A 15,035-nucleotide genomic window follows, 5' to 3' on the forward strand; every position below is an offset into this window, starting at 1 on the left:
ACTTAGTCGTTTTTTGCACTAAAATTTCCTTCCCAATCACCACGTACTTTTAGTACCTGCTCTATTATGTCTCTCGCACAGCCATCACCGCCATTTTTATGCGAAACATAAGCTGAAACATCTTTTACTTGGGGCACCGCGTTTTGAGGGCAGCAAGGTAGAGCAACCATTTGCATGGCAGGTATATCAGGCATATCATCACCCATAAAAAGTACATTTTCAGGCTCGATATTGTGGTTGTTGAGATACTCATCTAAATGTTCTGCCTTTAAATGTGCATTCATATAAAAATTAGTTATTCCAAGACCTTGCAAACGAATTTTAACACCATTATTATTTCCGCCAGTAATAATGCAAACATTATATCCTTTCTTAACAGCAGTCTTTAAAGCGTAACCATCTTTAACATTCATAGAGCGCAATAATTCACCTTCATTTGTGATAAAAACAGAGCCATCGGTTAACACACCATCCACATCAAAAACAAATGTGGTAATATTATTTAAAGAAGCTTTATAACTTTTGTCCATAGGTATTTAGAATTGATTCAGTTAGTTGTTCGTAAATCTTTAAGTGATTCGGATTTTCAATTAATTTTTTATGCTCCTTTATCGTGTTTAAATCATGTCGTCTTGCAGGGCCAGTTTGTGCATCAAAAGGGGAAACTGTTTTTATTTTATCAACCGTTTCAAGAATTAAAGGTTTCATTAGGTCAAAAGACAAATTATTTTCTTCACAAATTTCTTTAGCGATATGAAACATATGATTACTAAAATTATTAGTGAACATCGCTGCTAGATGTAAAATTCGCCGTTGTTCAGATGAAACTTTTTGAACAGAATTAGATATTGAATTTGCTAACTTTTCAAGTAAAATATATTCGTCATCATGCACAGCCTCAAGGCAAATGGGTACTAAGCTGAAATCAATTTTCTTGTCCTTTGAAAAGGTCTGTAATGGATAGAATACAGCTTTTCGTTTGTTTGGTAACTCATGAATTGAAGTGCAACCAGAGGTGTGTGCGATTAAAGTATCAATACCAATCAATTTTTTTGCAACTTCAATTATAGCTGAATCACTAACTGCAATTATACAAATGTCTGGTTGATCTATTTTTGTTAATAAATCATCGCGACCGCTATATATAGTCAACTCAACATTTTCAACACTTTGAAAAGCATTTGCTAGATGATACGATACATTACCACCGCCGATAAGTGCTACTTTAATCATACTACAAAATTAGGTATATTTTTATGCTTGACAACTTACTATTTTCATAACTAATGTCTTTAAATTTCTTTTTCTATTTTTATAAAAAACAATTTAAACGCAGCAGTATGAAAAAGGAGAATGACAATGAAATAAAATCACGAAGAGCATTTATTAAAAAATCAGCTTTTGCATGTGCAACATTTCCTTTTTTGACTAGAGTAGGAGGTATGACTTCTTTTAATAACAAACTAGAAAGTACTAGTAAGATGAATAGTATAAAAACAAAAAGTATTATTGGTGGTTATGGTGATTGGGCAGCCGGATTAGTGAAAAACATTCCGGAATTATCCTTTAGAAATAATAAATGGAAAAATGCAGATTCATGGAGAACTTCTGCGCTTCAAAAAGCCAATGAGTTAGTTGCTGCGCCAAAATTAAATTTGGTTTCTGAGGTTACAGTTCGTAAAAAATATGTTTATGATGGGTTAGAAATTGAAGAGATTTCTTGGCAACTTTCCAACGGAAATAGTAGAACTGAAGCTATTTTGATGAAGCCTGCTGGCGTAAAAGAGAAATTACCGGCAATTTTAGGTTTACATGATCACGGTGGTAATAAATATTTTGGGAAACGAAAAATAACTCGTGTTGCTGATGAAGAACATCCGTTAATGGATGATCATAAAAAGCAATATTATGAAGATATTGCCTGGGCAAATGCAATAGCAAAAAGAGGATATGTAGTATTGGTTCATGATGTGTTTGCTTTCGGAAGCAGACGTGTGCTTTTAGATGATGTTGATGGAATAACTTGGGGAGATGCCGAAAATATGGGGCTTACAGATGAAAACCCGGAAGAAGAAAAGAATATTAAAATTTACAACAATTGGGCGGATAAGCATGAGCATGTTTTATCTAAATCACTTTTTTGTGCTGGTACAACTTGGCCTGGAGTCGTACTTGCAGAAGACCAAATGGCATTAAATATTCTTGCGAATAGATCAGATGTTGATGAAAATAATATGGGCTGCGCCGGATTATCAGGTGGCGGACTTCGTACCAATTATTTAGCAGGGTTAGACCATAGAATAAAATGTGCAGTCAGTGTTGGCTTTATGTCTACATGGAAAGATTTTTTAATGAATAAAGCTTTCACACATACTTGGATGCTATATGCACCATTGCTTTCACAGTTTCTTGAATTTCCAGAAATTATAGGCATACGAGCCCCATTACCAACATTGGTATTGAATAACAATCAAGATCAGCTTTATACCTTACCTGAAATGAAAAAAGCAGATGAGATTTTAGGTGATGTCTATAAAAAAATGGGAGTCTCTGAAAAATACAAAGCCAATTTTTACGAAGGCCTTCATAAATTTGATAGTCAAATGCAAACAGATGCCTTTGATTGGTTTGATCAGTGGCTAAAGTAAAAACAGTTTCTATTAGTACTATAGTTTTAAACTAGAATTTTTCGATTTACTATTTTTAGTTTGTCCTCAACTTCTAATTTTTTAATAGCCCTAATTACAGTTTCTACACGTAAACCGGTTAGTTCTGAAATCTGCTTTCTAGTTAAGTTAATTTCAAAATCTTCAGTAGTTTGATCTTGTTTTTTTAGGTAGTTTAATAATGTAAGTATTCTGTGTTCTGATGAATGAACAGATACCTCTTTCATAATCATTGATTTATAATGCAATCTATTACTTAACACCTGAGTTAATTTCAAATGTATATCATGGTGTTCTTTTAAAATCTCAAAAAAAGAATCCTTTCTTAGTCGAAATAAAGTGCTTTCTACTGTGGCCGCAGCGTTTGCGGGAAATGGAAAATCACAAAAAATAGGTGGTTCACCAAAACTTTCGCCTTTACCAAACATACCTTGAATGAACTCTTTTCCATCTTCACCTAAATTATACATTTTTACTTTTCCTGTTTTTACCTGATAGAAATAATCAGCTCTAGACCCTTCTAGAAATACAATTTCATTCTTTTTATAAAACTTTTCTTCAGCTCCGTAATTCAGTAATATTTGTTTAGATATCATTCACGTGTATATGATCCAAATCATAATTTAATTAATATAATCTACAGAAATTTGTCAATTAGTGTCTAAAATAGCAAGTTAAGTTTAAATTAGCCTACATGAGCAAAAGTGAAATAACGAATAAATCTGAAGTTTTTCAATTGGTAGATACTTTTTACAATAAAGTTCGTGCTGACGAATTAATAGGTCCTATTTTCAATGGAATCATAAATGATTGGGATCATCACTTAGAACATCTAACAACATTTTGGAGTAATCAGCTATTTATTGAGCGTGGCACATATAAAGGTGACCCAATTTCAGCACATATAAAAGTCGATGATTTTGCTAAAAATCAAATTAACGAGCAACACTTTGGGCGTTGGTTAAATTTGTGGGTTCAAACCATTGATGAACTATTTGAAGGTGATAATGCATTCATCTTAAAAAATAGAGCTAGAAAAATGTCTACACATATACATCTGAGTATTTTTTCAGCCCGTGAAAATTAGGGAGATTTTAGCATAATCTCACCCTTTAAATTGATAAAAACCACCTATTTTTGCCGAGGCCAACTACAAAGCATTCAAATAGATGATTTCGAAGCTCAAGAATATAATTTTCTCTACAAGATTAACAGCAGTTCTATTCATAGTTTTTGCCACAGCAATGGCGTTTGGCACATTTATAGAAAGTAAATACAGCACTTCTACCGCTAGAATTTGGATTTATAACACATGGTGGTTTGAGGCCATTATGGGAGTGTTTATGGTCAATTTTATCGGAAACATTAAACGGTATAATCTTTTGCGCTGGAAAAAGTGGCCCGTATTATTACTTCATATTTCTTGGGTCTTAATTATTGCAGGTGCCTTTGTGACAAGATATATCAGTTATGAAGGTCGTATGCCAATTAGAGAAGGTAAATCTGAAAAGATATTTTATTCTGATAAAACGTATTTAACAGCTTATGTAAGTAGTGCAAGCGGCGATGTTCAAAAAACCTTGCAAGATGATTTAATTGTTACCCCTGAAGGATTAAAATCTAGTTTACCATGGAGTTCTGATTTTAATGGTAAACCTTTTTCAATTTCGTATGTTGATTTTATAAAAGGAGCTAAAAATGGCTTAATTCCGGATGAAAACGGACAATCTTTTTTGAAAATTGTAGAAGCCGGCGATGGTACTCGACATGATCATTATTTAGAAAACGGAAAAGTTGCTAGTATTCATGGTGTACTTTTTTCATTAAATGAATATACTGATGGCGCTATCAATATCACTTCTTCAGATAGCACTTATACCATACAATCACCATTTGAAGGTAATTTTATGCGAATGGCTGATCAGTTTAAAGGCGATGTGCAAAAAGATAGTTTGCAACAATTGCAATTGCGTTCATTGTATGCTATGGCGGGTATGCAATTTGTGATTCCTGAACCGGTTGTTAAAGGTGTTGAAGGAATTATTGAAATTCCTGAAGCAGAAAAAACGCAAATGGATTTAGATGCACTTGTAGTTGAAGTTACCGTGGGTGATAAAAAAGTGCAACAAAAATTATTAGGCACCGCAGGTACCGCAAATTTTTCTGATAAAATTTTAGTTGATGATTTAGAATTCACAATAGGTTATGGTTCAAAAGTATATGAGTTGCCATTTCAAATAAAGTTAAATGATTTTATTGCTGAAAAATACCCAGGCACAGAAGCCGGCTACGCGTCTTTTATGAGTAAAGTAACAGTTGAAGATGATCGTACATTTGATTATGATATTTTCATGAATAACATTCTAGATCATAAAGGGTATCGATTTTTTCAGTCTAGCTTTGATCAAGATGAAAAAGGCACAATATTATCTGTAAACCACGATCAATGGGGAACCGGAATAACTTATTTAGGTTATTTTTTACTGTACGCTGGTTTGATGGGTATAATGTTCTTCGGTAAAACTAGATTCAAAGATCTTGGTAAATCGCTTGAAAAATTGCAGTCTAAAAAGGCAAAATTAACAGGCATTTTAATCTTTGCAATGGCTCTGAATGTTACTGCACAAGAACATACCGCAGATGATGGGCATGACCATTCGGCAGCGCCAACACAATTACAAATAGATTCAGTTTTAAAAGCAAATATTGTACCGGTTGAACATGCTGAAAAATTTGGAGCTTTAGTTATACAAGATGAAGGTGGAAGAATGAAGCCTATCAATACTTTTTCATCTGAATTACTTCGTAAATTAAGTCGCAGTGAAAAATTTCATGGCATGAATGCCGATCAGGTATTTTTATCTATGATGATTAATCCGCCACTTTGGTATAATACTGAATTTATTATTTTAGACAAGCACGCTAAGAATGATAGTATTCGTCATATACTAGGAGTTCCTGAGGGACAGGAATATGTAAAAGCACTTGACTTTTTTGATGATAAAGGAAGTTATAAATTAGAACCTGTACTTCGCGAAGCAACGACAACAAATAATCCAGATGCTTTTGAGAAAGATGTTAAACAGGCGCATACGCGCGTAAGCCTATTAGATCAGGCATTAGGAGGACAAATCATTAAGATTTTTCCACTGTTAAATGATGATAATAACAAGTGGATTTCATCCGTAGAATTTAACACAGGTAAATATGTGGTAGGTGATTCGTTGTATTCAAATTTCATCAAAAATTCGCTGCCTTATTATTTAATGACGCTAAAGCAGGCGAAAGAAACTGGTGATTATTCGCAAGCAGATAAATTACTAGCAGCTTTTCATCAAAACCAAAAGAATCATGGTAGTGAAGTATTACCGTCTGAGGAAAAAGTAAAAACTGAAATTATTTATAATAAATTAAATATTTTCAAACATTTATACCGTTTGTATGGGTTGGTTGGGTTTCTACTATTTGTTGTATTGGTACTACAAATTTTTAAGAATCGTTCAATATGGCGCATGGCAATTTTTGCTTTAAAAGGAACCATCGTCATTTTGTTTTTGTGGCATACAGCAGGTTTAATTCTTAGATGGTATATATCTGGCCATGCACCTTGGAGTAATGCTTACGAAAGTATAATTTATGTTGCGTGGGCAACCATGGGTATTAGTATGTTGTTTACCAGAAAAAGTAATTTCACCGTAGCAGCAGGTGCCTTTGTTACTTGCTTATTACTTATGATAGCAAATTGGAATTGGGTTGATCCTGCAATTTCTAATCTTGTCCCCGTTTTAGATAGCTACTGGTTAATGATCCATGTTGCCGTTATAGTTGGTAGTTATGGGCCGTTAATTGTTGGTGGTATCATTGGCATGGTCTGTCTACTTCTTATGATTTTAACAACCAAGAAGAATAAAGAACGTATGGAAGTCAATTTGAAAGAATTGACTATTGTAAATGAATTATCACTTACAGTAGGCTTAATTATGTTGACTATTGGCAACTTTTTAGGTGGCCAATGGGCAAACGAAAGTTGGGGTCGTTATTGGGGTTGGGATCCCAAAGAAACATGGGCGCTTATATCAATAATGATTTATGCTTTTATAGTTCACATGCGCATAGTGCCAGGCTTGAGGAGTAAGTGGTTATTTAACTTTTTAAGTTTAGCTGCTATTGGAACTATAATGATGACCTACTTTGGAGTTAACTATTATTTAGTAGGCTTGCACAGTTATGGGCAAAGTGGGGGAGCTGCTATTACACCAGATTATGTTAAATTTATAGTTCTAGGTATAACCATATTTGGTGCAATTAGTTACTGGCGTTATCGTGTGAATTACCAGAAAGCATAATTATTTACCGCCATTAGCTTTTAAATCAGCCAAGCAAAAACTGTCAAAACTTGGTATAGTTCCACCGCTAATCATATTAACAAGTCCTTCACCGGTTTCAGCCGTCCAATACATCAGGCAATCTTCTGAAGTACAATGTCTGCCATGGGCTTCATCTTGATGCTCATTTTGCATTGGAGTACCAGCGTTAACCATTCCCATTATATGTCCGAATTCATGGTTGAGTACCGTGCTTTCAAGAACCGTAGCGGTTGGCGCAAAAGGTTGTCCGCTAAATTGTTGTACGGTTTCTTCAAAAATAATAAATGAAGTATTTCTGTATGCTACGCCTAAAACAGATCCATTCTCAGTATTTTCAGAATACTCGCCATCTAAAAACAAACCAAAAACAGTCAATTCAGAACCGTTGTTATATTTGGTACGTATTTGATCTTCAATATCCCTGATTTCAGTTATTGTATATACATCTTGGCCTGGTGATGCAATCATTTTAAGTTCAGTTTCAATGCCACCAGGTTTGTTGAGTCTTTCAGAAAGAAAAGTTTCAAAATTTGAAATTGTGTTAGTCGTAGGTTTAAAGCCTTCAACATAAAAGATATCTATCATTAAGCTTTGAAACTTTTGTGCTGATAGCAAATCATTAGCAGAATCACCAACATTTTTCTTATTTAAGCTTTTATCAATGGTTTGCGATTCTTCTTCACTAGCTTCTGTATCAGAATTGTTACTGTTATCATCAGAAGAGCATGAAACGAGTATAATTGATATAAATAGTATTGATAGTTTATAATATTTCATAACGGGGGTGTCTAAAAGATAAGCCTTTACTATACAACGATTTATTTTGAAGTGTTATTGCAAGTTTTTTGCCATGAATGAGATATGTTATAATAAATATGCTGAATAAACATAATAAATACCGTTAACACGACGCTGAGAAATATAATGGGTTAGGGGTGAAATTCGTAACTTTACTTTTTAAAAGTTTGTATCGCATGAATAAGAAAACAAAAGGTGTTAATACCATATGTACACATGTTGGCGAAATAAAGGATGAGCAATTTAAAGGGGCAGTTTCTCCACTCTTTATGAGCTCTTCGTATGCCTTTCAAGATGTTGATGTTAAAAGGTATCCAAGATATTTCAATACTCCGAACCAAGAAGGTTTGGCCAAAAAAATTGCAGCTTTAGAAAATTGTGAAGCCGGATTGATTTTCGGAAGCGGTATGGCTGCCATAAGCACCGCTGTAATGGCTTTTCTTGAGGCAGGTGACCATATTGTGCTACAAGGCGACATTTACGGTGGCACGTATAATTTAGTAGTTGAACAATTTAATAAATTCGGAATCGAGTATTCTTTTTCTAAAGGAATGCAATCAGATGATTTTGAGAAATTAATCAAGTCAAATACAAAGGTAATTTACATTGAAACGCCTTCGAATCCGTTATTGAAAATTACAGATTTAAAAATGATATCCGCGCTAGCGAAAAAACACAATCTCATTTCAATGATTGATAATACATTTGCAAGCCCGATAAATCAAGTTCCTGCAAATTTCGGTATCGATATTATAATTCATAGTGCAACAAAGTATATGGGCGGGCATTCTGATATGTGCGCTGGTGCAGTAGTCTGTTCAGAAGAGCACATCAATAAAATATTTCACTTGGCTAAAAATTTAGGAGGTAGCTTAAGCGATTATACAGTTTGGCTTTTAGAACGAAGTATGAAAACCATGGGCATTCGTGTAAAAGCTCAAAATGAAAATGCACAAAAAATGGCAGAATACTTGGATGCTCATAATGATATTAATACGGTTTATTATCCAGGGTTAAAAAAGCATGATGGTCATGAAATTGCAAAAACGCAAATGAGTGGTTTTGGTGGTATGATGTCTTTTGAATTAAATGATGGTTTAAATGCAGATTTATTTCAAAAAACGCTTCAATTAATTAAACCTTCCATGAGTCTAGCGGGAGTAGAAAGCACTGTGCTTTCGCCTTCTGAAACATCACATGCATTATTAGGAGCAGAAGAACGAAAGAGTCGTGGTATTTCTGATGGATTAATTCGCTTTTCAGTAGGCATAGAAGAGACAGACGACTTAATTGAAGATATAGAACAAGCCTTAACTAAAATAAAAAACGCATAGCATTAGTTTCATAATACGAACGAGTAATAGATTTGATACTTTTGTAACCTCACTAAGAAAATAATAATGAAATTAGATATTTTAGTTTTCGGTGCTCACCCTGATGATGCTGAATTAGGTGCAGGCGCCACCATTGCCAAAGAAGTTGCAAGCGGTAAAAAAGTTGGCGTTGTTGATTTGACAAGAGGAGAGTTGGGTACAAGGGGTTCAGCTGAAATACGAGACCAAGAAGCTGCTGTATCTGCTAAAATTTTAGGTCTTTCAGTACGTGAAAATATGAGGTTCGCCGATGGGTTTTTTGTAAATGATAAAAAGCATCAGATGGCGGTAATAAAAATGATTCGAAAATATCGCCCAGAAATAGTGTTATGTAATGCTATAGATGATCGTCATATAGACCATGGTAAGGGAAGTAGCTTGGTAAGCGATGCTTGTTTTTTAAGTGGATTACTGAAAATTGAAACATCTTTAGACGGAGAAAAGCAGGAGCAATGGCGACCAAAAATGGTATATCATTATATTCAATGGAAGAATATAAAACCTGATTTTGTAATAGATGTTTCTGGTTTTATAGATAAAAAAGTCGAATCAATAAAAGCATATGGTTCACAGTTTTATGATTCAAATAGTGATGAACCCAAAACACCAATTAGTAGTCAAAACTTTTTAGATAGTGTTACGTATCGTGCTAGAGATTTAGGGCGACTAATAGGGGTTGAGCACGCAGAGGGTTTCACTGCTGAAAGACAAGTAGCAGTATCGAATTTAGACAATCTTATTTAACTAGCTTTGGAATACGTCTTTGGAACGGCTTTTTTAGATTTAGTAAGTGTAAAGTAAAAAGAGGTGCCTTTGTTGAGTATACTTTCTACCCAAATTGTGCCATTATTCTTTTCAATCATCTCTTTACAAAGTGAAAGCCCCAGGCCAGTACCTTTTTCATTATTGGTACCGTATGTAGTGACTGTTGAGTTTTCTTCAAAAATTATTTTTTTGGTTTCATCATCAATGCCAATACCAGTATCTCGTATTGAAATCTCCCAGTAATCCGTTTTTTCAATTGCTTCAATAGTAATAATGCCACTTTCAGGTGTAAATTTCAATGCATTACTTATCAAATTACGAATTACAATATCAATTTGATCACCATCTGACCAAGCCATAGTATTTGGAGGTAGACGACTAATCATTTGAATCGATTTATTTTCAGCAATTTCAGATAAAAGCTTAATATTCTCATTTACCAAGGTATCAACTGAAATTACAGAAGGCTTTGTTATTAGGCCATTCATTTGACTTTGTCCCCATGAAAGAAGGTTATTTAAAGTGAAAGAAATATTATCAATGTCATTTCTTAGTTTAGGAATAAATTCTAAAAATTCTTCTTGGTTCATTTCACCATCTCTAAACAGTTTTAAAAGACCTTGAAAAGCTCCTATTGGGCCACGTAAATCGTGTCCAATGATAGAAAACAATTTATCTTTTGTGGCATTTATTTCACTAAGCTCACTTTCACGTATCTCAAGGTGATTTTGTTTTATATTTAATTCAGTGTTCAGACCTCTTTGTATTTTTTCACTTCTTTTTATTAATATAGTAACAGCCAAAAAGATTAGCAGAATTACAACGGCTATATAAATATAATTTCTTTGTTTGGCCAATGACCGTTCATTTGATAGATTCCACTCCGCTTTTTGTCTTTCGTAATCTACCTGAGTCTTTAACATGGTTAGACTTTTCTTGTTCTCACTTCTTGACAACATATCTGATACACCTTGATAAATTTCATGATATTTTAGTGCAGTAGTAAAGTCACCTTTATTCTTACTTAAGATGTATAAGGTTTCTGCGCATTGTTCAATACCTTCTTTGAAATTTATAGCAGTAGAATATTCATATGCTTTAAGCGCATAACTTTCTGATAAGCTGTCTTGCATTGAGCCAAGATAGGCTTGTGCCATTCCATTTAGCAAGCTTATTTCACCACGTGTGTCATCAAGTTTTTCATGTAACATTTCACTTTGGCTATACCAGTGCAATGCCCATTTATACTTTTTTTGCTTTAGATAGGTTTTTCCTTTTATTTCATATGCATAGGCTAACCAATCTATAATTTGAAGACGTTCAAAAACTGATATACTTGTGTTTATATTAAACATTGCATAATCGAGCTCACCCATATCAGCATATAATGAAGCCATATTACTTAAGGTTTCAGCTGAGGAAACCTCGTTTCGTAGGGATTCATTAATTTTTTTGACTTTTTTATAAAAATCTAAAGCATTATTATAATCTTTTTGTTTTACATATAAATCGGCAATGTTCTCATTCATTATAGACAACATTTTCAAGTCTTTTAGGTCTTCAGCCTTTTCAATTCCTTTTAGAAATATTTCTAATGCAAGTGCATAATCACCAGCATATGAATATTCAGAACCAAGATTGTTTTGTATTTGCAACTCTAAATTAAAATTTGAAAGCTTATTCGCTAAAACTTGTGCTTCTCTAAAATTTTTAATTGCCAGTTCTGAATTGCCTTTATCAGAATAGAAATTTCCTATACCAATAATTGCCCTGCAATAACCATTTGAATAATTTATTTCATTACTATAAGTCTTTGCTTTAAGTGATAAATAATACAGACTATCAGTTTTATAGTATCGAAATTCATCACCTAGTTTATTAAGAAGGTTTATATACACCGTATCCTTAACTGTAAAAGTTGAACTGCTTTTAAGGCTATTTATCTTACTTCTTAAACTGTCTATGTTGTGTTGTTGCGCAGAGAGTTCTGTCCATGACAAAATAGCGGTCATCACAAAAAATACAAACATGTATTTTAGGTGATTTCTACGCATTTTAATAACTACCTTGATTTGGGACATTTCAAGCTTTACTTAAGAAGTAAATTTAATCTGAGAGTAGAACGAATAATAATTTATGTTGTGAAATTGCGAAAAATGTTTGTTTGAGCGAGAAAATGATGCATTTTGTCGATGTTTTATATAATCTTGACCATGACTCGATCTTATAAATACCTTAAAAGGCTCAAAAGCTAAAAAATAGTAGAAATATCGATTTTTTAATTTGATAGATTAGTTAAAAAAATTACATTTGCACTCGCAATAAATGGTGGTTGTAGCTCAGTTGGTTAGAGCATCGGTTTGTGGTACCGAGGGTCGTGGGTTCGAGCCCCATCTTCCACCCAAGAATAAAGCTTCTTAGAAATAAGAAGCTTTTTTTGTGGGACTGTTCTAAGTCAGGGTATTACCGAAAACTTTATCAAAAAAAGTGCCTTAATCATTATGATTAAGGCACTTTTGGTATTAAAATCTTAAGTAAAACTACTCGGTTGCCTTGTCAACAAGTAATTTTTCGTCTCTATTTGCAATTTCCCAAGCTGTATGAAAAATTAAACGAGTTCTATTTTCTAGTAAATCATAATTTATTTTATCAGGTGTATCTCCTGGTTTGTGATAATCATCATGTGTACCGTTGAAATAGAATATTATTGGAATATTATTCTTAGCAAAGTTGTAATGATCACTTCTATAATAAAAACGGTTGGGGTCGTTTTCATCATTATAAGTGTAATCAAGTTCAATATTCATATATTTTTCATTGATTTCCTCTGAAAGGTCATGCAATTCGGTACTTAATTTGTCAGAACCAATTAAGTAAATATAGTTGCGTTCACCAACACGTTTTGGATCAATTCTACCAATCATATCTATATTTAAGTTAGCTACGGTATTAGCTAAAGGAAATATTGGGTCAAAATCAGTGTAATATTTAGAACCTAAAAGTCCTTTTTCTTCACCAGTTACATGAAGAAACACAATAGAGCGTTTAGGGCTTTTTCCATTGTCTGCAGCGTCTTTAAAGGCTTCCGCAATTTCTAATAATGCAACTGTGCCTGAACCATCATCATCAGCGCCATTATTAATTTCCCCGTCTGCATTAACACCAATATGGTCTAAATGCGATGAAATAACCACATATTCATCAGGCTTCTCAGATCCTTTTATAATCGCTACAACATTTTCAGTTTCAATTTTCTGATTAGCACCAGATAGATTAAGGCTAATCTTGGCCGGTATACTTTTTGACTCCGTATTTGAGTCAATGTCACTAACTAAAGTTTGTGCTAATTGCTTGTTTAATACCAAATAGAAAAACTCACTTGAATCTTCAACCAATGTCATTTGACCACCATCATTATTCTTCATATAATCAAAATAACCTTTATATCTTGGGTAGTTCAATTCATCAAGAAAGAGCATTCCTTTTGCGCCTTTGGCTTTAGCCACAGCAGCTCTTTTACCAATAGCCTCTGATCTATTACTCCATTTAGTAGGTTCAAGGCTTCCAGATAACTTGTAGGTACCATCTGAATTCATTGGCTCACCAAATTTAGCGAGTATAATTTTTCCGTCTATATCAAGCTGGTCATAATCAGAATAACCATCTTCTTCTATTCCATATCCAACATAAACAATTTCATCGAAATCTCCTGTGGCCTTTGTAAAAGTTAAAAAAGACTCACCAAGGTTATATACATTATCGTTAATAGTGATTGAACCGGACGGTAATTCTGTCATTTCAAGTGGAACATCTTGAAAATAGCCCTTTTCTGGTCTTGCCGCAGGTATCTTAAGGCGTTCATATTCAGCTTTTAAGTATTCAACAGCTTTCTTTTGGCCTGGCTCACCTGTTTCTCTTCCTTCATATTCATCTGAGGCATAAATGTATAAATGCTCTTTTAATTCTACCTCTGTAATAGTTTCTGCGTAGCGAATAGAATAATCTACATTAGCGTCTTCATTATTTATATCAGAAGCCACTTTTTGCGAAGAGTTGCAAGACATTGCCAAACAAATCGCGAAAAACAATAATTGTTTCATTTTCTTTATGTTGCGTTAAAAATCGCACAAAAATAATGAAACTGAATTTAAAAAACTGATAAAGGTTCATTTTGACTACTTACTATTGGAGTACTTTAAATTTTAAATTGTTTCTGAATTCTGTTGGTGTGACTCCTTTTAATCTTTTGAATTTTCGATTAAAGTTCGAAACTGATGAGAACCCCGACATTTCAGCTATTGCTGCCATTGAGTAATTGTATGGGTTAACTAGCAATTGACATGCATGTTCTATTCTTAATTCAATTACAAATTCAAAAAATGTCTTATTCGTTCGCTGTTTAAAAAATCTACAAAAGGCATTTGGGGTTAAATGAATTATGCTTGCCACCTCCTCTAATTTAATTTGAGTTTGAAAATTATTTATCGCAAAGTCAAATACCAAACGCATACGTCTACCTTCTTCTTTGGTAATTCTCTTTGGTTGAATGAAATTGGTAAGCAAGATAGAATCTTCTTTATTCAGAATTTGAATAAGTTTAAGAAAATGGATGAATTTATCTATACCAATTGAATTCGGAAGCTTTCGTATCATTTCATGTGCGATAGTATTATTTGAAATCAACTTAAAACTTGGCGCAGATACTCTGAAAAATTGTTTTAATTCAATCATTTCAGGTATTTCAAGAAATATTTTACCTAAACTATCTTTTGTAAAGAAAACGGAAATCATATGTGAAGTTCTTGCTTGCTCTGAACTTTTAAATAAATGAGGTGTACTTGCCCCAATGACGAAAATATCTTCTGGTTTGAATCCATATACACTATCAGCAACTATTAGTTTTCCTTCACCTTTTACGATGTAGCTTATTTGTATTTCATTGTGCTGGTGCAAGTGTTTATAGAACAATTTAGATTTGTCTACTTGCACAAGTATGCTGTTATTTGCTGATTTAGGTATTTCAAAAGAATGAACTTTCATTTTATAATATTAGGCATATTTTATGC

Annotated in this window: 12 protein-coding genes and 1 tRNA gene; 6 read left to right on the forward strand and 7 right to left on the reverse strand. The window is 33.4% G+C overall.

Annotated features, from left to right (window positions below; genetic code table 11):
* Window positions 1–2: 2 nt before the first annotated feature.
* Window positions 3–530, reverse strand: coding sequence for a KdsC family phosphatase (locus tag JQC67_RS12000; protein WP_203253045.1), 528 nt, complete (start codon window positions 528–530; stop codon window positions 3–5).
* A complete protein-coding gene (locus JQC67_RS12005) occupies window positions 514–1,233 on the reverse strand; it encodes a Rossmann-like and DUF2520 domain-containing protein (RefSeq protein ID WP_203253046.1) in 720 nt (239 codons plus the stop codon). The genes JQC67_RS12000 and JQC67_RS12005 overlap by 17 nt, the downstream gene beginning before the upstream one ends.
* Window positions 1,234–1,340: 107 nt before the next feature.
* Between JQC67_RS12005 and JQC67_RS12010 the strand changes: the two genes are divergently transcribed.
* Complete coding sequence (locus JQC67_RS12010) at window positions 1,341–2,648, forward strand: alpha/beta hydrolase family protein (protein ID WP_203253047.1); 1,308 nt, start codon at window positions 1,341–1,343, stop codon at window positions 2,646–2,648.
* 26 nt (window positions 2,649–2,674) lie between these two features.
* On the opposite strand, the gene JQC67_RS12015 is transcribed toward JQC67_RS12010, so the two are convergent.
* Entirely contained in the window at window positions 2,675–3,262 is a 588-nt protein-coding gene (locus JQC67_RS12015) for a Crp/Fnr family transcriptional regulator (RefSeq protein WP_203253048.1), read from the reverse strand.
* 98 nt (window positions 3,263–3,360) lie between these two features.
* Between JQC67_RS12015 and JQC67_RS12020 the strand changes: the two genes are divergently transcribed.
* On the forward strand, window positions 3,361–3,753 hold the full coding sequence (locus JQC67_RS12020) for a group III truncated hemoglobin (protein WP_203253049.1): 393 nt from the start codon (window positions 3,361–3,363) through the stop codon (window positions 3,751–3,753).
* 82 nt (window positions 3,754–3,835) lie between these two features.
* A complete protein-coding gene (ccsA, locus tag JQC67_RS12025) occupies window positions 3,836–7,012 on the forward strand; it encodes a cytochrome c biogenesis protein CcsA (protein WP_203253050.1) in 3,177 nt (1,058 codons plus the stop codon).
* On the opposite strand, the gene JQC67_RS12030 is transcribed toward ccsA, so the two are convergent.
* A complete protein-coding gene (locus JQC67_RS12030; protein ID WP_203253051.1) occupies window positions 7,013–7,810 on the reverse strand; it encodes a membrane metalloprotease in 798 nt (265 codons plus the stop codon).
* 197 nt (window positions 7,811–8,007) lie between these two features.
* Here JQC67_RS12030 and JQC67_RS12035 point away from each other — a divergent pair, with 197 nt between their 5' ends.
* On the forward strand, window positions 8,008–9,165 hold the full coding sequence (locus JQC67_RS12035) for a trans-sulfuration enzyme family protein (protein WP_203253052.1): 1,158 nt from the start codon (window positions 8,008–8,010) through the stop codon (window positions 9,163–9,165).
* A 66-nt stretch (window positions 9,166–9,231) separates the two neighbouring features.
* Window positions 9,232–9,948 carry a bacillithiol biosynthesis deacetylase BshB1 gene (gene bshB1, locus JQC67_RS12040; RefSeq protein WP_203253053.1) on the forward strand — a complete coding sequence of 239 codons (717 nt, stop codon included), beginning with the start codon at window positions 9,232–9,234 and terminating at the stop codon, window positions 9,946–9,948.
* On the opposite strand, the gene JQC67_RS12045 is transcribed toward bshB1, so the two are convergent.
* Window positions 9,945–11,999 (reverse strand): tetratricopeptide repeat-containing sensor histidine kinase, encoded by a 2,055-nt coding sequence (locus JQC67_RS12045; protein ID WP_238934628.1) that lies wholly within the window; start codon window positions 11,997–11,999, stop codon window positions 9,945–9,947. The genes bshB1 and JQC67_RS12045 overlap by 4 nt on opposite strands.
* 297 nt (window positions 12,000–12,296) lie before the next feature.
* Here JQC67_RS12045 and JQC67_RS12050 point away from each other — a divergent pair.
* A tRNA-His gene (locus JQC67_RS12050) sits at window positions 12,297–12,372 on the forward strand.
* 137 nt (window positions 12,373–12,509) lie between these two features.
* Here JQC67_RS12050 and JQC67_RS12055 read toward each other — a convergent pair.
* Both JQC67_RS12055 and JQC67_RS12060 read right to left on the reverse strand, forming a co-directional pair.
* A complete protein-coding gene (locus JQC67_RS12055) occupies window positions 12,510–14,069 on the reverse strand; it encodes a M28 family metallopeptidase (protein ID WP_203253054.1) in 1,560 nt (519 codons plus the stop codon).
* Between the two features lie 82 nt (window positions 14,070–14,151).
* Window positions 14,152–15,009, reverse strand: coding sequence for an AraC family transcriptional regulator (locus JQC67_RS12060; protein WP_203253055.1), 858 nt, complete (start codon window positions 15,007–15,009; stop codon window positions 14,152–14,154).
* Window positions 15,010–15,035 lie beyond the last annotated feature (26 nt).

It is taken from the genome of Aurantibacter crassamenti, assembly GCF_016811105.1.
Lineage (GTDB): Bacteria > Bacteroidota > Bacteroidia > Flavobacteriales > Flavobacteriaceae > Aurantibacter_A > Aurantibacter_A crassamenti.

Excerpts from the sequence above, each read along its gene's own strand:
- JQC67_RS12000 (WP_203253045.1), bottom strand. The coding sequence starts at position 530 with ATGGACAAAAGTTATAAAGCTTCTTTAAATAATATTACCACATTTGTT.
- JQC67_RS12005 (WP_203253046.1), bottom strand. The coding sequence starts at position 1,233 with ATGATTAAAGTAGCACTTATCGGCGGTGGTAATGTATCGTATCATCTA.
- JQC67_RS12010 (WP_203253047.1), top strand. The coding sequence starts at position 1,341 with ATGAAAAAGGAGAATGACAATGAAATAAAATCACGAAGAGCATTTATT.
- JQC67_RS12015 (WP_203253048.1), bottom strand. The coding sequence starts at position 3,262 with ATGATATCTAAACAAATATTACTGAATTACGGAGCTGAAGAAAAGTTT.
- JQC67_RS12020 (WP_203253049.1), top strand. The coding sequence starts at position 3,361 with ATGAGCAAAAGTGAAATAACGAATAAATCTGAAGTTTTTCAATTGGTA.
- ccsA (WP_203253050.1), top strand. The coding sequence starts at position 3,836 with ATGATTTCGAAGCTCAAGAATATAATTTTCTCTACAAGATTAACAGCA.
- JQC67_RS12030 (WP_203253051.1), bottom strand. The coding sequence starts at position 7,810 with ATGAAATATTATAAACTATCAATACTATTTATATCAATTATACTCGTT.
- JQC67_RS12035 (WP_203253052.1), top strand. The coding sequence starts at position 8,008 with ATGAATAAGAAAACAAAAGGTGTTAATACCATATGTACACATGTTGGC.
- bshB1 (WP_203253053.1), top strand. The coding sequence starts at position 9,232 with ATGAAATTAGATATTTTAGTTTTCGGTGCTCACCCTGATGATGCTGAA.
- JQC67_RS12045 (WP_238934628.1), bottom strand. The coding sequence starts at position 11,999 with ATGTTTGTATTTTTTGTGATGACCGCTATTTTGTCATGGACAGAACTC.
- JQC67_RS12055 (WP_203253054.1), bottom strand. The coding sequence starts at position 14,069 with ATGAAACAATTATTGTTTTTCGCGATTTGTTTGGCAATGTCTTGCAAC.
- JQC67_RS12060 (WP_203253055.1), bottom strand. The coding sequence starts at position 15,009 with ATGAAAGTTCATTCTTTTGAAATACCTAAATCAGCAAATAACAGCATA.